Here is a 17262-nt window from a genome sequence, read left to right on the forward strand (position 1 = left end):
CACTCCTTTTTTCAGCAGGCAATAAAGGCCAATGGCAGATCGCGGATCTGTTCGCGCACTGGCGGCTGGTAGTGGCCATCGTTGGTCAATTCATGCAGCAGTTCTTCGCGCAGTTGATGGAATTCAAAACTGCTGCGCTGACGTGGATGTGGCAGGGCGACGTCCACCACCTGCTTGATCCGCCCCGGCCGAGGCTCCATCACCACCACGCGGTCGGCGAGGAAAATCGCTTCCTCCACATCGTGGGTCACCAATACCGTGGTGATTTTGGCGCGGGCGCGGATCGCCAGGAGTTCGTCCTGCATCTGCTGGCGGGTCAGGGCGTCGAGGGCGCCGAAGGGTTCGTCCAGCAGCAGGATGCGCGGGCTGGCCACCAGGCCGCGGGCAATCGCCACCCGTTGCGCCATGCCGCCGGACAGTTGGTGTGGATAGGCGCGGGTGAAATCGGTGAGGCCGACCAGCTCGATAAAATCGCTGATGCGCCGATTGCGCTCAGCGTCGCTCAGTGGCTCGTTGACCAGGCCCACGCCGATGTTTTCCGCCACGGTGAGCCAGGGGAACAGACGATGCTCCTGGAACACGATGCCGCGCTCGCCGCCTATGCCGCTCACGGCTTTACCGTCGACGCGGATCTCGCCGCGAAACTGCGTATCGAGCCCCACCAGCAAACGCAGCAGGGTGGATTTGCCGCAGCCGCTGGAGCCGACAATCGCAACGAATTCGCCTTCGGCAATCTCCAGGTTGAATTCGCGGATGGCTTCCAGCTCGAAGCCGTCGACGTCGAAGGTCTTGCCCACATGGTTGAAGCTGACGATAGGTGCGTTCATGCGTGTCTCCAGCGGGTGGCGCGGGTTTCGATGCGCTGGCCGATCAGGTTGAGGGCCGCGCCGGTAAGGCCGACCAGGAGCATGCCGCTCATGATCAGGTCCATGCGCAGCAGTTGTTGGGCGCCGATCATCAGGCTGCCGATACCGCCGTTGGACGGCATGAAATATTCCGCACCGATGGTGCCCAGCCAGGCGTAGATCAGGCTCAGGCGCAGGCCGGCGAAAATCCCGGCTGCGGCGCCTGGCAGTACCAGGCGTCGCAGCCGTTGGAACAGATTCAGGCGCAACACCTGCGCCGCTTCGTTGAGCTGTGGCGACAGATTCAGCACGCTGCGTTGAGTGGCGATAAACAACGGGAAGAAGGCGGCGAGGGCGATAAACACCCACTTGGCCAACTCACCCAGGCCAAACCAGGCAGTGAGCAATGGCACCCAGGCGAAAATCGCGATCTGGCGCAAGGCGCTCAGGGTCGGCCCGAGTACCCGCTCACTGCGCCGTGACAGTCCGAGCCACAGGCCCATGGCAAAGCCAACGCCGCCACCGAGCAGCAAGCCGCCCAGGCTTCGCCCCAGGCTGGTGCCCAGTGCACCGCTGAGGTTGCCATCCACGACCCCGGCGACGGTGGTGTGCAGCACCACCCAAGGGCTGACCAGAATGTTCGGGTCGACCCAGCCTTGTTGCGTCGCGACCTGCCACAGCGCCAGCAACAGCAGGGGCAGCACCCACGGTTGCAGGCGCTGCCAGCCTTGATAGCGCGGCCCGCGACGAATCTGCGCCGTGGCCGGATGGGGCCAGTGCACCCATTTGCGGTCCAGCCAGCCAATGCCACGGTCCATAACCACGCCGAATACGCCGATGACCACGATGCACACGAAGACGATATCGAGCATGAACAGCTGGCGCGCCCACACCATCAGGTAGCCGATGCCTTCGCTGGAGGCCAGCAACTCCACCGCCAGCAGCGAGGTCCAGCCGGCCGCCAGGGCCAGGCGCACGCCGGCCATAAAGGCGGGCAGCGCGGCAGGCAGGATCAGGCGCCGGATCAACAGGTGCGTGGGCAGGCGCAGCACGCGGGCGGCTTCACGCAACTGGGGTTGGGCGTCGCGCACGCCCACCAGGGTATGCAGGGTGACGGGCACCACGATCGCCTTCACCAGCACCACCAGTTTCAGGGTTTCGCCAATGCCGAAGAACACCATGAACAGCGGAATCCAGGCCAGGGTCGGTACCTGCGACAACGCGCTGAACGTCGGAAACACCAGGCGCTCGGCGCGCGCGCTGAAACCCAGCATCGCCCCCAGCAGCGCCCCGGCGCCAATGCCGGCCAGCAACCCCCAGGACAGGCGTTGCAGGCTGATCGCCAGGTGGCTCCACAGCTCGCCGCCGGCCAGTTCCACGGCGCTGCTCCACACCAGGGACGGTGGCGGCAGGATCTGCTCGCTCATCCAGTGATTGCGGCTGGCCAGCCACCACAGCGCAAACAGCGTCACCGGCAGCAACCATGGCAACAGCCGTTCACAGCGCAGCGGCCAACGTGGCGTGGCGCCGGGAGCCGCGAGCGGGAGGCTCAAAAGTGAGATTCGGGCCATGGAGGACCTCCGTTGTCGCCAGGGGCGTTATGTGATTTCGATCTTATAAAAACGTAATCAAGATGATTGAGGGATAAGAAAAACCATTTAAAGCCTCGCCCCCGCACGCATCCAATGCATTCGAAGAATATTTTCGATGCTATCCATGCATAGCCCTCTGGAGCCTGCGTTTCCCTTCGTATAGTCCTAAAAGCTATTAAATTGTGAATTTATAGTATTTAAAGTTTTGACCAGGTTGTGCCTAATTTCTGCTCCCCAGGCGACCCTCGCCCACAAGGAGCTGCGCTTATGAAACTGCCGTTCAAACGTCTGATCACCCTGGTGGCAGGCACCGCATTGGCGGGCCTGGTACAGGCTGCCGATCTCAAGGAAATCCGCATCGCCGTGCCCGACCTCAGCGCAGGCAGCCAGCACAGCGGCGGGGGCATAACGGACGTGCTGCGCGAGCAGCAGATCTTCGAAAAAGCCTTTGCCGATCAAGGCATCAAGATCCAGTGGAATTACTTCAAGGGCGCCGGCCCTGTGATCAACGAAGCCTTCGCCAACGGGCAGGTGGACCTGGCGTACCTGGGCGACCTGGCGGCGATCATCGGCCGCTCCAATGGCCTGGAGACGCGCCTGCTCAGTGCCACCGCGCGGGACATCAAGCAGTACCTCGGCGTGGTGCCGGGTTCTGGCATCAAGACCTTGCAGGACCTCAAGGGCAAGCGCGTCGCGGTGTTCCGTGGCACGGCCAGCCAGTTGTCGTTCGACAGTGCATTGGCCAGCCAGGGCTTGAGTGAGAAGGACCTCAAAGTCATCAGCCTGGACTACAACGCCGCCAATGCCGCGCTGGCCGCCAAGCAGATCGACGCCACTTGGGGCGGTTCGAACCTGACGGCATTGCAAGCCAAGGGGCTGGCTGAAATACCGCTGACCACCAAGGACCTCGGTGGCGCCGGCAGCGTCCAGGCGGTGCTGGTGGGCAGCAAACAGTTTGTCGACGAGCACCCCGACGCCGTCGCCAAGCTGCTCAAGGCCCAGCAGCAGGCGGTGCACTGGTTGACCGATGACAACAACAAGCAAGCCTACATTGCGCTGGTGTCCGGGCTGGCCAGTTACCCGCCGGTGATCCTCACCAATGACTTGAAAGACCAGACCCTCAGCGAGATTTTCCCGTCGACCCTGGACCCGGTGTTCCTGGCTAAATTGCAGGGTTCGGTGGACCTGGCCTCCAAGGAGAAGCTGATTCGCAAGCCGTTCCAGGTGAGTGACTGGGTGGCGCCGAACCTGGCGGCGGCGGGGCTTTGAGTCGGGTGGTGCCTGGGCTATCGCCATCGGGGGCTTGCCCCCGATGAGGCCCGTCAAACCGCCACGCTCACCTCCTGCCTGTCCACCTCCACCAGCGTCTCGATCATCGCCTTCGCCGCCGGCGACAACCGCGAACCAGTGCGGCTGACAATCCCGCAGCGGGCGCTCATGGTCTCCATGTTCTGCGGCAGGTTGCGCCAGTGCAGCAGCTTCAACGTGCCGTGGGCGATGTCTTCGGCGAACGCCTCCTCGGTGCCGACGCCGATGGCATTGGACTGCAGCACGATCTTCACCAGCGCCGGGAAATGTTCGGTCTGGATGCTCGGGGAAAAATCCATGCGCCCGCTCAGGTTCGCCAACAGTTTGCGAATGCCCTGTGAGATCAGCGGCGCCGCCAGCGGGTAGTCGAACATGTCGTTGGTCGACAGGCTGTCCTTGGCCAGCAACGGGTGGCCCGGTCGGCAAAAAAATACCCCGCGCTTGGGGGTCAGCGCGCGGGTCTGGAAATTCGGGTCGGCTTCGAATTGGCGGATGTCGGCGATAAAGAATTCGATCTCTTCACGGCTCAGGGCACGGCTGAGTTTTTCCCAGTTATCCACCTGGAAACTGGTGCGGATTTTCGGGTGGGCGCTGATAAAGCGCGCCACCGCATCCGGCACCAGTTTCACCGCCGGTGCCGGGCCGCAGCCGAAGCGCAGGTCGCCGGCGTCGAGCTTGGTCATGCGCGTCACTTCACTGCTCAGCAAGGCGGCGCCGTGCACCAGGGACAGGGCATGTTGCAGCACCACTTGGCCCTCCGGTGTGGGGCGCAGGTCCTTGTGGCCACGGTCGACCAGCACGCAGCCGAACTCCTGTTCCAGCCCCTGGATGCTGCGGCTGAACGCCGGTTGGGTGATGCCCATGGCGTCTGCCGCACGCACGAAACTGCGGTGTTCGTTGAGGGCGATGAAGTAGCGCAGTTGGCGAAGATCCATATGCTTTCCCTGCATCTTAAAAATAGGTCGAAGGCATTTGCGACCACGGGAGCAGAGGTTTTAAATGCAAGCTCTTATTCCGTCAATGAAGCATTCGTTCATTTGCTAGACCTAAATTGCATATGGATAGAGCGTTGTCGGAAAGCGTCCCCATCAGCAGGCACAAGAGGGTCATCACCATGAGCAACGCCGCATTAGCTGTTCAACCCGTCGCCCAGGCGCTGGATATTCACCCGGTCGCCGGCCGCATCGGCGCCGAGATCCGCGGTATCAGACTGTCCGGCGATCTGGATGCCGCCACGGTCGAAGCCATCCAGCAGGCGCTGGTGCAGTACAAGGTGGTCTTCTTCCGTGAGCAGACTCACCTCGATGACCAGAGCCAGGAAGCCTTTGCCCATCTGCTCGGCGAGCCGATTGCCCACCCGACGGTGCCGGTGCGCGACGGCACGCGCTTCCTCATGGAACTGGACGGCACCCGTGGCCAGCGCGCCAATTCCTGGCACACCGATGTGACCTTCGTCGATGCCTACCCGAAAGCCTCGGTGCTGCGTTCGGTACTGGCGCCCAAGTCCGGTGGCGACACGGTCTGGGCCAACACCTCAAGCGCCTACAACGACCTCAGCGTCGAACTGCGCGCCCTGGCGGATAACTTGTGGGCAGTGCACAGCAACGAATACGACTACGCCGCGCTCAAGCCGGATGTGTCGGCCGAGCGGCTTGAGGCATACCGCAAGGTGTTCACCTCGACGGTGTATGAAACCGAGCACCCGGTGGTGCGCGTGCATCCGGTCAGTGGCGAGAAAACCCTGTTGCTGGGGCACTTCGTCAAGCGCCTGAAAGGTTATTCCCAGGCGGACTCGACCCAGCTGTTCAACCTGCTGCAAAGCCACGTCACCCGCCTGGAAAACACCGTGCGCTGGCGCTGGAACACCGGCGACGTGGCGATCTGGGACAACCGCGCCACCCAGCATTACGCCGTCGACGACTACGGCACCCAGGAACGCATCGTGCGCCGGGTGACGCTCAAGGGCGATGTGCCGGTGGGCGTGCACGGGCAACGCAGCCAGACCACCAAAGGTCTCTGATGTGGGAGGGGGCAAGCCCGCTCACCACAGAGGTACCCGTTTGCTGTGCGACAGCGCTACTTCGAAGAGGTAGTGGGGGCCCCCACGTTCGATGTGTGGTTTACCACACGCCGATCTGCACCACCTTCTCCGCTTCCGGCTCACCGTAACGAAACCGTTGGCCACGCAGATCGATCTCTGCGTGGCTGATGGTGGTGCGTCGCTTCAACCCGCGCAGCCATTCGAACAGATACCCCACGTGGGTTTCGCGCACTTCGGCATAGGCCGGGTCGTTGCCCAGGTCGTGCAGTTCCTGCGGGTCGTTTTCCAGGTCGAACAGCTGTGGGCGGAAGCCGTCGTACGCCAGGTATTTCCAGCGTTCGCTGCGCACCATGGTCATCCGGCAACGGTCGATGGGTTGCGCCAGGCGTTCGCGGGCCGGGGCCTGGAAGGCGTAGTCGTACTCGGCGATGGCGTAGCGGCGCCAGCGGGTTTCCTGGCCGTGCAACAGCGGGATCAGCGAGCGGCCTTCCAGGCGATGCTCGGCCGCTGGCAAACCCAGGGCGTCGAGGAAGGTCGGCAGCGCATCGATGGTTTCCACCAGACGCGCGTCCACCGTGCCACGGCGGGTATCGGCGGCGGCGCGTGGGTCGCGCACGATCAGCGGAATGCCCACCGCAGGTTCCAGCAGAAATTCTTTTTCGCCGAGGAAGTGATCGCCGAGGAAATCGCCGTGGTCGCTGGTGAACACGATCAGGGTGTCGTCCCAACGGCCATTGCCTTGCAGGAAATCGAACAGGCGCCCGAGTTGGTCGTCGACCTGTTTGATCAAGCCCATGTAGGTGGGAATCACCGTGAGCCGTACCTCGTCACGGGAAAAGTTAAGGCTCTCCTGGTGCTGGCGGAACGCCTGGTACACCGGGTGATCGCTGGTCTCCCCTGGCTGGATCGGTGCCTGGATATGCTCGGCGCCATACAGCGCGTGATACGGCGCCGGTGCGATGTAGGGCCAGTGTGGCTTGATATAGGACAGGTGCAGGCACCACGGTTGTTCGGCCTGTTCACGGATAAAGTCGATGGCGCGGTCGGTGGTGTAGACGGTTTCCGAATGTTCCTCGGCCACGCGCGCGGGGCGGCCCGCATTGCGCATGTGCCAACCGCTGAGGACTTCGCCGTTTTCACCGGCTGCCGCATTGGCCCATTCGTGCCACGGGTTGGCGCCGCTGTAGCCCTGCTCGCGCAGGTAATGGGTGTAGGGCGCGGACTCGCGTTTATCCTCGAACAGCGGGCTGTCGGGGTAGATGCCGTCGTGACGCAGGTACGCCTCGAAGCCGACCTCGTTCAACGGCTCGGCCTGCTTGCTGTCAGGGTCGATATTCAGGCGTTGCAAGGCGTCCACATTGGGCGTGGCGTGGGTCTTGCCGACCAGCGCCGTGCGGATGCCGTGGGGGCGCAGGTAGTCGCCGAGGGTCAGTTCTTCCAGGGGCAACGGCACCGCGTTCCACGCCACCTGGTGGCTGCTGACGTAGCGCCCGGTATAGGCCGACATGCGCGAGGGCCCGCAGATGGTGCCTTGGGTATAGGCGCGGTTGAAGCGCACACCGGCGGCGGCCAGGCGATCGATGTTCGGCGTGTGCAAGTGGGCGTGGCCGTAGCACGACAGGTAATCGCGGCGCAGTTGGTCGCACATGATGTACAGCACGTTGCGCACGGGTTGGGGGTGGGACATGGGGCTTCACCAGACGGAGGACAGGTGAGGTTTTTCGCCGTTCGAGTGGGGGGCTGGCAAGTGCATTTGGGGACTGGCTTTGATGCAGTGAATGCATGGCCTAGACCGCAACATTCTCCAGCGTGCACACCTCTTCATCCAACTCATCGACCTGCTTGATCTGCTCGATCATCGCTTCGGCCAGCGGCGACAAGCGATACCCCGCACGGCTGACGATGCCGTAGCGGGTGTAACGCTCCTCCAGATCCTCCGCCAGGCCCTCGATCGTCAAGCACACCAGTTCGCCCCGGGCCATGTGCAGCACATCGCTGTTGGCGCTGACGATGCCGATGGCGTCGGAGCGCAGCACCACGCCCATCAGGCTATAGCCGTTCTCGCATTCGACATTGGGCAGGTAATCGGGCCGGCCGCTGAGGTCGACGATGACCTTGCGCAGGTTGGGCGGGCGGATGGTCACGGCCAGTGGGTAACTCATCAGCTCGGCGGCGCTTACGCTGCCACGCCCGGCCAGTGGGTGGCCGGCGCGGCAGCAGAAATACCAGCGGCGCGGGCGCAGGCGGTGGGTGTGATAGTCCGGGTTGGCTTCGAAGTGGCGGGTGTCGGCGACGAAAAACTCGAACTCTTCACTGAGCAGGCGTTTGCTCAGGCTTTGCCAGTCGTCCACCTGGTACTGCACCCGTGCCTTGGGGTAGCGCCCGATAAAACTGCCGATGGCGCGCGGGATCAGGCCGCCGGCCGGTGCCGGGCCGCAACCGAAGCGCAATTCTCCCGCCTCCAGGCCATTGAACTGGCTGATCTCATTGGCCAACTGCTGCGCACCGCTGACCAGGCGCCGGGCGTGCTCCAGCAATACCTGGCCTTGTTTGGTCGGCGCCAGGTCTTTGCGGCCACGGTCAATCAGCTGGCAACCGGCGCTGTGTTCCAGGGCCTGGATACTGCGACTGAACGCCGATTGCGACAGGTTCACCGTCAACGCGGCGGCGACAAAACTGCGTTGTTCGGCAAGGGCGATGAAGTGACGAAGCTGGCGCAGATCGATATGCATTTTTCACATCAAAAATATCCGGGAAATGCATTGGCTATGCATTAGGTCGACTCCTTATAAAGGCTATCTCTTATGCAGTAAATGTTCGTAAAAACATAAATAAATAACCTAAAGGAATATCTCTCGATGGATATTTCCGGGTTCCGGAGCCGCTTATGAGTCTGTTGAAGTCCTTGCCCCTGGCCATTCTGGTGGCCGGCAGTTCCAGTTGGTCGCCGACCCAGGCCGCCGAAACGCCCGCGCCGGTAAGCAAGGGCGAGAGCGCCGGCGGCGAGTTGGAGACGGTCACCGTCACCGCCCGGCGGCGCACCGAAAGCGCCCAGGCAGTGCCGACGCCCATGAGCGTGATCGGCGGCCAGGCCCTGGAGAGCCAACGGGTGTATCGGATTCAGGATCTGCAGCAACTGGTGCCCAGCGTCAACGTCGCCTATATGCATGCGCGCCAGTCCAGCGTGTCGATCCGCGGGCTTGGCAACAACCCGGCCAGCGACGGCCTGGAAGGCAGCGTAGGGCTGTATATCGACAACGTGTATCTCGGGCGGCCGGGCATGGCGGTGTTCGACCTGATGGACATCGAACAGCTTGAAGTCTTGCGCGGCCCGCAAGGCACCTTGTTCGGCAAAAACACCACCGCCGGGGTGATCAACATCAGCACGCGCGCGCCGAGTTTTACCCCGGAGCGCAGCATCGAAACCTCGCTGGGCGAGGACGGCTACTTCCAGACCAAGGGCACGATTTCCGGCCCGCTCACCGATGACCTGGCGGGGCGTTTCTCGGCGTATCGCACCCGCAGCGACGGCGACATCAAGAACGAATACAACGGCCATGACCTCAACGGCGGCTCGCGCCAGGGCTTTCGCGGGCAACTGCTGTACAAGCCCAGCGAGACCTTCAACCTGCGCTGGATCGGCGATTACAACGAAGAGGATTCCAGCGCCGGCACCCGTGTGCTGTACAGCACCGGGCCGACCATCAACGGCACCAACCTCTACCAGTCGCGGGCCAACGCGGCAGGCGCGACCCTGGTCGATGGCACCCACCGCAAGGTCAACCTGGACAGCGACCAGCACGTCACTGTGTTCCAGGGCGGTACGTCGCTGGAGGCCAACTGGACGTTGCCGAGTGATTTCACCCTGACCTCGGTCAGTTCCTATCGCTTCTGGAATTTCACCCCGCGCAACGACGACGGCCTTAACGTGCCGGCGTCGTATAACGCCGGGGTGTCGGTGGAAGATAAGCAGTGGTCCCAGGAATTCCGGCTGGCTTCACCCACCGGCGGGTTCTTCGATTACGTGCTCGGTGCCTACTACTTCGGTAATTCGCTGGATAACAAATCCTTCAGCTATTACGGGCCGCAGGCCGACATCTGGAACGGCACGCCAGCCGGCGCACTGGCCAACGTCAGCAGCGTCGGCAACGGGCACATTCGCACCGACAGTTTTGCACTGTTTGCCCAGGGCACCTGGCACCTCACCGAGCGCCTGGATTTCACAGCCGGCCTGCGTGGCACCTATGAAGAAAAAAGTGCCTGGGTCACGCGTAACGCTCCCCTTGGCGGTGCGGCGGTCACCGGTGCTGCCGCGACGGCTCGACGCGGGCGCGCGGGGGCGTACGATTCCGGCGACCTCACCCAATACAGCACCAGCCCCTCGGGTTTGCTCAACCTGAGCTACCGCTTTAACGAAAACCTGCTGGGCTACGCGACCTTGTCCCATGGCGAGAAGTCCGGCGGGGTCAACCTGGCGGTAGGCTCGGCACCGACGGCCGGGGCCGACTCACTGCTGATCGGCACCGAGCGCGCCAATAACGTCGAACTGGGTTTCAAAAGCACCCTGTGGGACCGGCGGCTGCAGCTCAATGCCAACCTGTTCTGGACTCAGGTCAACGGCTACCAGACCAATGCCTATGACCAGGACAACCGTGTGCAGTACCTGACCAACGCCGGTTCGGTGCGCTCGCGGGGTGTCGAGGTGGAAAGCACCCTGGTGCCGATCAAGGGCCTGACGCTGAACCTCAACGGCTCGTTCAACGATGTGAGCTACCTGTCTTACAAAGATGCGCCGTGCCCGCCGGAAGTCAGTCTGCGCCCCGGTGCGCCGGCCTCCTGTGACCTGAGTGGGCACCAAGTGGTGGGGGCCTCGAAATGGATCGCCAACGCCAACGGCGAATACAAGTGGAACCTGGATAACGGCTTCGAACCCTACGTCACCGCCAGCTATGCCTTCCGCTCCAAGGCTGTGGGCACCGTGGAGGACTCCGACTATGGACAGATTCCTGCCTACGCCGTGGTCAACCTGTCCACCGGCCTGCGTGGCAACTATGAGCAAGGGCAGTGGGACGTGTCGTTATGGCTGAAAAACGCCTTCGACAAGACCTACTACACCACGCTGTGGACGGGGGGGAACGGCGGCTACGAAGGCCTGCTTGGTACGCCGCGCACGCTAGGAGTGACCGGGCGCTATGACTTCTAGCCCCGTGCGATAGGTGGCCGGGCTGAACACGCGCGTCACCACCAGCATCGCCACCGCCGTGACCGTCAGCACCACCCAGGCGCTGACAAAGTTGCCGGTCAGCCCGCGCAACCAGCCGGTCAGCCACGGCGACACCGCATTGATCAAGAAGCCCACGCCTTGCACAAAGGCCGCCAGTTGCCCGGCCTGGCGTGGGTCGCGATGGTGGTCGAGGGTCAGCAGCAGGCTCAAGGCGAAACACGCGCCCAGGCCGAAGCCGCACAGCGCCACCCAGAGGTGCGGATATTCCTGCGGCGCGACGATCAGGCCGAGGTAACCCACGGTCTGGGCCAGCAGGGCGATGCCCAGCAGCGGCCGACGGTCGATACCGCGCTGCGCCAGCACCGGCATCAACAGCGCGGCGAGCACCTGGAAGATGGTCATGAACGCCAGCAGCGAACCGCTGGGCAACACCCCCCAGCCCAGTTGCTGATAGTAGGCCGGCAGCCACGCCACCAGGCTCATGTAGCCGCAATTGACCAGGCCGAAATACAGCGCCAGCAACCAGGCGCGACGATTGCGCAGGTCCTTGAAGGCCGGCACCACCTGTGGATTTCTGGCCGCGCCCAGGGGCAGCCAGGCCCATAGCAGCAAGGCGCCCAGCGCCGGCAGCAGCCACACCCCCAACCCCGCCTGCCATTCCTGGAAATGCGTGGCCACCAGCGGGCTGAGCAGCGCTGCCAGCCCTCCGCCGGCCATCAGCGAGGCCGAGTACACACCCATCGCCACCGGCACGCGATGACGGAATTCGCGCTTGATCATCGCCGGCACCAAGGCCTGGATCAGCGCCACCCCCGCACCGCCGAGCAACGCCGTGACCAGCAGCGCCGAGGCCTGGCCCATCAGCCAGCGTGCCAGGCACGCCAGCAGGATCATCATCAGGCCCAGGGCGATGCCGCGCCGTTCGCCAAGGCGGGCTTCCACGCGCACGCCCACCAGCGCCACCAGCCCCATGCACACCACCGGCAGGCTGGTCAGCAGGGCGCTGCTCTGGAAACTCAGGCCGGTGGCCTGGCGGATCTCGCCGAGCAACGGGCTGATGGAACTGAGGATTGGCCGCAGGTTCAGGCCGAGCACCACCAGCAGGCCCCAGCCGGCGAGGGATTTGTTCAGGGTCATGCAACGCTCTTGCAGTCGGCAAATGAGGCGTGAGTATGGCCAGCACCCAAGGTATTCTGAAATTAAATATAACCATGCCAACCAGTGGCAAAGAGAATGGTGACGCTGATGTTCGATCCCGTGTTGTTGCGCAGCTTTGTCGCCGTGGTGGACTGCGGCAACTTCACCCGTGCCGCCGAGCGCCTGCACTTGACCCAATCCACCGTGAGCCAGCAGATCCGCCGCCTGGAAGACGCGGTGGCGTGCCAGCTGCTGGACCGCGACCAGCGCCGCGTGGTCGCCACCGCCGAGGGCGAACGCTTGCTGGCCTATGCGCGGCGCATCCTCGCGTTGCATGAAGAAGCCACCGATGTGTTGATCAACCAACAGAGCGACGGCGTACTGCGCCTGGGTGTGCCGGAAGACTTTGCCGCCGAGCGCCTGATGCCGTTGCTGTCGGCATTTGTGCTGGCCTATCCACGGGTGCGCCTGGAGGTCACCAGCGGCCTGGGCCCCGAGTTGCAGCGCCAATACCGCAGTGGTGAATTCGACGTGTTGCTGGTCAAGCAGATGGGTAGCAGCGATGACTGCCTGGCGTCGTGGCCCGAGCCGCTGTGTTGGGTCGACAGCCGCAGCACGCCGTGCCTGGGGCGCGACCCTCTGCCGTTGGTGGCATTCCCGGTGGGCGGCCTGTACCGCAATGAAATGCTGCACCACCTGGAAGTGGGCGGCTGGCGCTGGCGCATCGGTTATTCCAGCGCCAGCCTGGCCAGCGTGTGTTCGGCGGTGGCGGCGGGGTTGGGTGTGAGTCTGTTGCCGCGACGGGTCGTGCAGCCAGGGCATGTGGAACTGGGGCCGGACAGCGGTTTGCCCGTGGTGCAAGGCGTGCGCCTGGCGTTGTATGCCCGTCATGGCCTGAGTGCCGCGGGGCAGTGCTTGCAGGCTGAGCTGTTCGATTTGTGTGCAAACAGCCCCGTTGAGCCATGCCTTAAGTGAATATTTTGTATGCCTGAAAAGCATCAAAAAAAACCACCTCGGCGCCAGGCCACGTGGGCCGGGGCTTTGGTGTTTGCAGAGCATTCGTTTATTCAAATTTGATCTATCTATAACTTCAAAGATTACTTTAAGAGATAAGCGTCTGGCCCCGATGATTCAGCCCTCGACGGCCTTCCACGCAGGCCCGTCGGTTTTTTGTTTCGAAACCGTAGGGAGTCAATCAATGGGCAATGTCCAGACCGCCGCCAGTGCACCCGAGGCGCAATGGCGCCAGGCACCGAGTGGTGAGTTGGTCGACCTTGGCCGGCCGCACCGCGCGCCGTTGGGGCAATTGCGAACGCAGCAAACCCCGAAGCGCTTCTCCAGCCGCCGCGAGGGGATCCTGCTCGGTTTGTTGGTACTGGCCCTGCACGGTGCAGTGATTTATTGGGTCAGCCAGAAACCCACCCCGGTGCTGCCGATTGTGCCGCCGGAGATTCCGCCGATGACCATCGAATTTTCCCAGCCGGCACCGCCCGTGGTGGAACCGCCACCGCCTGTGCCGCCACCACCGCCACCGCCTGTTGTCGAGCCACCGCCGCCGGTGGTGGATGAGTTGGCCGCCAAGCCGGCGCCGCCCAAGCCGATTCCAAAACCCAAGCCCAAGCCGGTGCCAAAGCCTGAGCCCAAGCCCGCACCGAAACCGGTTGAGCAGGCGCCCACGCCACCGCAACCGGCGCCACCGGCCCCCGCGCCCGCTCCGCCCGCGCCAGCCCCGGTGACACCGGCTTCGGCCAACGCCGCGTACCTCAAGAACCCGGCGCCGGAGTACCCGTCACTGGCGCAGCGTCGCGGTTGGGAAGGCACGGTGTTGTTGCGGGTGCATGTATTGGCCAGCGGCAAGCCGGGCGAGATCCAGGTCCAGAAAAGCAGCGGTCGCCAGCAACTCGACGACGCCGCACTGACCGCCGTGAAGCGGTGGAGCTTCGTGCCGGCCAAGCAGGGCGATGTGGCCCAGGACGGCTGGGTCAGCGTACCGATCGACTTCAAGATTCACTAACTATTGCGCTGCGGTGTGCAGCACACGCCGCGACTTGTACAGAGGGAAAACATCATGGCATTAGCATCTCCACTTGAATCCATCGAAAGCGCGGTGATCTGGCTGCTGGTGGTCTTTTCGGTCGCCACCTGGGGCCTGGCCCTGCTCAAGGGCGTGCAGTTCGGTCGCCTTAAAGCGCAGGATCGCAAGTTCCACAAACAGTTCTGGGCGGCGTCGAGCCTCGACTCGGCCGCCGAGTTGGCCGAAACCCAGCCCGGCGCCGCTGCTCGTGTGGCCCAGGCCGGTTACGCCGCGATCCAGGTCGGGGAAGCGCCGCATGCGGCCGACCTGAGCCAGGCGATCAACCACCAGGACCGCCTCGAGCGTGCCCTGCGCCAACAGATCGTACGTGAGCGCCGCTCCCTGGAAACCGGCCTGGCCGTGGTCGCCAGTATCGGCAGCACCTCGCCGTTTATCGGCCTGTTCGGCACCGTGTGGGGGATCATGGAAGCGCTCAAGGGCATCAGTGCCGCCGGCTCCGCCAGCCTTGAAACCGTGGCCGGCCCCATCGGTGCCGCCCTGGTTGCCACGGGCGTGGGGATCGCCGTCGCGGTGCCGGCGGTGCTGGTCTACAACTACTTCCTGCGTCGCCTGAAGCTCACTGCGGCGGACCTGGATGACTTTGCCCACGACTTCTACAGCCTGGCGCAGAAAAACTCCTTCCGTGTGCTGCTGCACCCGGCCCTGACTAAACATGCGCCGGGCAACCCGCAAAAAGTGAAGGAGGCGTCCTGAAATGGCCTTCTCCACGCAAGACAGTGATGAGGTACTGAGCGAGATCAACGTCACGCCGCTGGTAGACGTGATGCTGGTGCTGCTGGTGGTGTTTATCGTCACCGCGCCGCTGTTGACCAATGCGATCCCGATCAACCTGCCCAAGACCGAGGCCGTAGCCCCGGTGGAGCAGAAGGACCCGCTGGTGGTGAGCATCGACGGCGCCGGCAAACTGTTTATCAACAAGGACGAAATCCAGCCGGACCTGCTGGAATTCAACCTGCAGGCGGCCAAGGCCAAGGACCCCGATGTGCGGGTGCAACTGCAGGCTGACGATGGTGTGAACTACGGCGAAGTGGCGCGAGCCATGGCGTCTATCGAGCGCGCGGGGATTACCAAACTGTCGGTGATTACCGCACGTTAGTTGCAAAAGCCTCGACAATTTTTTGGCCGTTTCCTTGGCAGGGTGCGGCCTTTTTTTTGCCTCCGTTTCAGTAACATCACACGATCAAAGTGCGCCAACCCCAGCGATTTGCGGATACCGGATTTCAACTTCTTGCTGAAACTTTCTAGCGCTCTCTTTGAGCCAGTCAATCAACCGAGCGATATCAGGTTCCGACTGCCGCCCATTCCTACAAATAACGTAGTACGCCGCCGGCGACATCATCAGCGGGCCGCCTAGTGTGACTAATGCACCTTCTTCCAACTGGTCATACACCAACGCTGTCCTGGCCAGCGCAATCCCGCCACCCTTCACTGCCAGACTGATTGCCAGGCTTGAGTCCGGAAAGCGCGGCCCATGGTGATAAGGCGCAGCTACCAGGCCCTGGAACGCAAACCAGCTTTCCCACCCTGGACACACTTGATCGTCCACACGGTGAATGAGTGGATACCGCGCGATATCCGTCAGCGAAATATCGCCATTCATGCGTTGAAACTCCGGTGAGCAAACCGGGAACACGGCATCGCGCATCAGAAGCTCGGCATGATGATCCGGGTAGTCGCCGTACCCCATCACAATCGCAACATCGAATTGATGGGCACCGAGATTGGCGCTATTCATATCCGCACTGGTCAATACCAGGTCGAGATTGAATGAAGCGTCGGTGTGGGAACCATGCATTCTGGGGATTAGCCAGGTCGAACACAGGGACGAAGTGCACGAAAGATAAAGGGGCTGAGATTTGCGCGGATTCAGCGAGTGCAACACCGTCTCAAGGGTTTTGAAAAAATCATCGGTCACCGGCAACAAAGCCTGCCCGGCGGTTGTGAGGTTGACGCCCCGCGAATGGCGCTCGAACAACTGAACGCCCCACCACTCTTCCAGACCTGCGATCTGATGACTGATGGCACTGGCGGTGAGGCTCAACTCTGATGCTGCGCGGGCGAAACTGCCTGTTCGTGCAGCACTGACAAAGGCTTGCAGCATGGGTGTAGGTGGCGGACGTTGGCCCATCAGGTGCTCACTTTGATCAGGATGATCCCGCAAACAATGACGAACGCCGAAAGCATCCGCCGCCAGCCGAACCGCTCGTGAAAAAACAGCGCGGCAATAATGGCGCCGATAATAACACTGGTTTCCCGCAACGCTGAGACCTTGGCCACCGCATCCAGCGACAGCGCGAACAGCACCAGGCCGTAGGAAGTGAGGTAAAAAACGCCGCCCATTACGCCGACTTTCCAATGGTTGCGAATGGCCTCTGCGAATTCCAGACGTTTCTTGAAAAACGCCAGCGCCGGAATCGGAATGCTCTGGAATACCGTCAGATAGATGATGTATTGCAGCACCGTCTCACTGGCTCTGACACCTTTGGCATCCACCACTGTGTAGGACGCGATGAAAGCACCTGCGCACACCGCCATCAGAATTGGTTTGAACATACGCGCGGACATCCTGCGCACGAATGTCAGGCTGATAATGCCTACGCAAATCAGCAACACCCCCGCCATGGCATGAAACGATAGCTGCTCGTGCAGCAGGAAATAGGAAAACAGCGCGACTAAAACCGGTGGCACCCCGCGCATGACCGGGTAGACCTGCCCAAAGTCGCCGGTTTCATACGCTTTGATCAGAAACAATCGATAGGCCGTGTTGAGCACCACGGAAACCAGCACGTAGCCCCACACCTGCAGGCTTGGCGTATTCACCTGCGGCAGCGCCGCCAGGCAGATCAGCAACGCCGTACCATCGACCATGGCCAAGGTCATGAAGCGACTGCTCCCCGCCCGGACGACCGCGTTCCAGGTGGCGTGCATGAAGGCGGAGATCAAAACAAGGGTGATCGCGATGTTGGAGTTGTCCATGGGGCTCGGCTTGTGATGGGAATATGAAGTTGTGCCTTATGGCC

At 62.7% G+C, this 17262-nt stretch carries 15 protein-coding genes; 7 read left to right on the top strand and 8 right to left on the bottom strand.

Annotation, left to right across the window (positions count from 1 at the left end):
- Positions 1-11: 11 nt before the first annotated feature.
- Positions 12-827 carry an ABC transporter ATP-binding protein gene (locus B9N88_RS30690; RefSeq protein ID WP_027607859.1) on the bottom strand — a complete coding sequence of 272 codons (816 nt, stop codon included), beginning with the start codon at positions 825-827 and terminating at the stop codon, positions 12-14.
- Positions 824-2416 carry an ABC transporter permease gene (locus B9N88_RS30695; protein ID WP_027607858.1) on the bottom strand — a complete coding sequence of 531 codons (1593 nt, stop codon included), beginning with the start codon at positions 2414-2416 and terminating at the stop codon, positions 824-826. Before B9N88_RS30695 ends, B9N88_RS30690 begins: the two co-directional genes overlap by 4 nt.
- Before the next feature lie 288 nt (positions 2417-2704).
- Here B9N88_RS30695 and B9N88_RS30700 point away from each other — a divergent pair, with 288 nt between their 5' ends.
- Positions 2705-3706 carry an ABC transporter substrate-binding protein gene (locus B9N88_RS30700; RefSeq protein WP_012721637.1) on the top strand — a complete coding sequence of 334 codons (1002 nt, stop codon included), beginning with the start codon at positions 2705-2707 and terminating at the stop codon, positions 3704-3706.
- A gap of 53 nt (positions 3707-3759) precedes the next feature.
- On the opposite strand, the gene B9N88_RS30705 is transcribed toward B9N88_RS30700, so the two are convergent.
- Complete coding sequence (locus B9N88_RS30705; RefSeq protein WP_012721638.1) at positions 3760-4680, bottom strand: LysR family transcriptional regulator; 921 nt, start codon at positions 4678-4680, stop codon at positions 3760-3762.
- Positions 4681-4859: 179 nt separating this feature from the next.
- Here B9N88_RS30705 and B9N88_RS30710 point away from each other — a divergent pair, with 179 nt between their 5' ends.
- Positions 4860-5765 carry a TauD/TfdA dioxygenase family protein gene (locus B9N88_RS30710; RefSeq protein WP_012721639.1) on the top strand — a complete coding sequence of 302 codons (906 nt, stop codon included), beginning with the start codon at positions 4860-4862 and terminating at the stop codon, positions 5763-5765.
- 100 nt (positions 5766-5865) lie between these two features.
- Here B9N88_RS30710 and B9N88_RS30715 read toward each other — a convergent pair whose 3' ends face one another.
- Both B9N88_RS30715 and B9N88_RS30720 read right to left on the bottom strand, forming a co-directional pair.
- The gene (locus tag B9N88_RS30715; RefSeq protein WP_012721640.1) at positions 5866-7473 is read right to left on the bottom strand and encodes an alkaline phosphatase family protein; all 1608 of its coding nucleotides are present in this window, start codon (positions 7471-7473) and stop codon (positions 5866-5868) included.
- 100 nt (positions 7474-7573) lie between these two features.
- Positions 7574-8518, bottom strand: coding sequence for a LysR family transcriptional regulator (locus tag B9N88_RS30720; protein ID WP_012721641.1), 945 nt, complete (start codon positions 8516-8518; stop codon positions 7574-7576).
- A gap of 155 nt (positions 8519-8673) precedes the next feature.
- Between B9N88_RS30720 and B9N88_RS30725 the strand changes: the two genes are divergently transcribed.
- Positions 8674-10989 (top strand): TonB-dependent receptor, encoded by a 2316-nt coding sequence (locus tag B9N88_RS30725; protein ID WP_012721642.1) that lies wholly within the window; start codon positions 8674-8676, stop codon positions 10987-10989.
- Here the strand turns inward: B9N88_RS30725 and B9N88_RS30730 are convergent.
- Positions 10960-12147 (bottom strand): CynX/NimT family MFS transporter, encoded by a 1188-nt coding sequence (locus tag B9N88_RS30730; protein WP_027607857.1) that lies wholly within the window; start codon positions 12145-12147, stop codon positions 10960-10962. The two genes, B9N88_RS30725 and B9N88_RS30730, sit on opposite strands and share 30 nt — an antisense overlap.
- 108 nt (positions 12148-12255) lie before the next feature.
- On the opposite strand from B9N88_RS30730, the gene B9N88_RS30735 reads away from it, so the two are divergent.
- The 4 genes from B9N88_RS30735 (at position 12256) to B9N88_RS30750 (ending at position 15338) form a co-directional block, all read left to right on the top strand.
- A complete protein-coding gene (locus tag B9N88_RS30735) occupies positions 12256-13122 on the top strand; it encodes a LysR family transcriptional regulator (RefSeq protein WP_027607856.1) in 867 nt (288 codons plus the stop codon).
- A 223-nt stretch (positions 13123-13345) separates the two neighbouring features.
- A complete protein-coding gene (locus B9N88_RS30740; RefSeq protein WP_012721645.1) occupies positions 13346-14161 on the top strand; it encodes an energy transducer TonB in 816 nt (271 codons plus the stop codon).
- Positions 14162-14215: 54 nt separating this feature from the next.
- The gene (locus B9N88_RS30745) at positions 14216-14935 is read left to right on the top strand and encodes a MotA/TolQ/ExbB proton channel family protein (RefSeq protein ID WP_027607855.1); all 720 of its coding nucleotides are present in this window, start codon (positions 14216-14218) and stop codon (positions 14933-14935) included.
- 1 nt (position 14936) lies between these two features.
- Positions 14937-15338: an ExbD/TolR family protein gene (locus B9N88_RS30750; RefSeq protein WP_010565408.1), complete on the top strand. Its 402-nt coding sequence runs from the start codon at positions 14937-14939 to the stop codon at positions 15336-15338.
- A gap of 84 nt (positions 15339-15422) precedes the next feature.
- On the opposite strand, the gene B9N88_RS30755 is transcribed toward B9N88_RS30750, so the two are convergent.
- Positions 15423-16370: a LysR substrate-binding domain-containing protein gene (locus B9N88_RS30755; RefSeq protein WP_027607854.1), complete on the bottom strand. Its 948-nt coding sequence runs from the start codon at positions 16368-16370 to the stop codon at positions 15423-15425.
- Positions 16370-17218, bottom strand: a complete 849-nt coding sequence (locus tag B9N88_RS30760) for an EamA family transporter (RefSeq protein ID WP_027607853.1) — start codon at positions 17216-17218, stop codon at positions 16370-16372. Before B9N88_RS30760 ends, B9N88_RS30755 begins: the two co-directional genes overlap by 1 nt.
- Between the last annotated feature and the right edge of the window lie 44 nt (positions 17219-17262).

Source organism: Pseudomonas sp. LAMO17WK12:I1 (assembly GCF_900177315.1).
Lineage (GTDB): Bacteria > Pseudomonadota > Gammaproteobacteria > Pseudomonadales > Pseudomonadaceae > Aquipseudomonas > Aquipseudomonas marginalis.

Bases quoted from the DNA above. Each gene is read 5' to 3' on its own strand.
- B9N88_RS30690 (WP_027607859.1), bottom strand. From the start codon at position 827: ATGAACGCACCTATCGTCAGCTTCAACCATGTGGGCAAGACCTTCGAC.
- B9N88_RS30695 (WP_027607858.1), bottom strand. From the start codon at position 2,416: ATGGCCCGAATCTCACTTTTGAGCCTCCCGCTCGCGGCTCCCGGCGCC.
- B9N88_RS30700 (WP_012721637.1), top strand. From the start codon at position 2,705: ATGAAACTGCCGTTCAAACGTCTGATCACCCTGGTGGCAGGCACCGCA.
- B9N88_RS30705 (WP_012721638.1), bottom strand. From the start codon at position 4,680: ATGGATCTTCGCCAACTGCGCTACTTCATCGCCCTCAACGAACACCGC.
- B9N88_RS30710 (WP_012721639.1), top strand. From the start codon at position 4,860: ATGAGCAACGCCGCATTAGCTGTTCAACCCGTCGCCCAGGCGCTGGAT.
- B9N88_RS30715 (WP_012721640.1), bottom strand. From the start codon at position 7,473: ATGTCCCACCCCCAACCCGTGCGCAACGTGCTGTACATCATGTGCGAC.
- B9N88_RS30720 (WP_012721641.1), bottom strand. From the start codon at position 8,518: ATGCATATCGATCTGCGCCAGCTTCGTCACTTCATCGCCCTTGCCGAA.
- B9N88_RS30725 (WP_012721642.1), top strand. From the start codon at position 8,674: ATGAGTCTGTTGAAGTCCTTGCCCCTGGCCATTCTGGTGGCCGGCAGT.
- B9N88_RS30730 (WP_027607857.1), bottom strand. From the start codon at position 12,147: ATGACCCTGAACAAATCCCTCGCCGGCTGGGGCCTGCTGGTGGTGCTC.
- B9N88_RS30735 (WP_027607856.1), top strand. From the start codon at position 12,256: ATGTTCGATCCCGTGTTGTTGCGCAGCTTTGTCGCCGTGGTGGACTGC.
- B9N88_RS30740 (WP_012721645.1), top strand. From the start codon at position 13,346: ATGGGCAATGTCCAGACCGCCGCCAGTGCACCCGAGGCGCAATGGCGC.
- B9N88_RS30745 (WP_027607855.1), top strand. From the start codon at position 14,216: ATGGCATTAGCATCTCCACTTGAATCCATCGAAAGCGCGGTGATCTGG.
- B9N88_RS30750 (WP_010565408.1), top strand. From the start codon at position 14,937: ATGGCCTTCTCCACGCAAGACAGTGATGAGGTACTGAGCGAGATCAAC.
- B9N88_RS30755 (WP_027607854.1), bottom strand. From the start codon at position 16,370: ATGGGCCAACGTCCGCCACCTACACCCATGCTGCAAGCCTTTGTCAGT.
- B9N88_RS30760 (WP_027607853.1), bottom strand. From the start codon at position 17,218: ATGGACAACTCCAACATCGCGATCACCCTTGTTTTGATCTCCGCCTTC.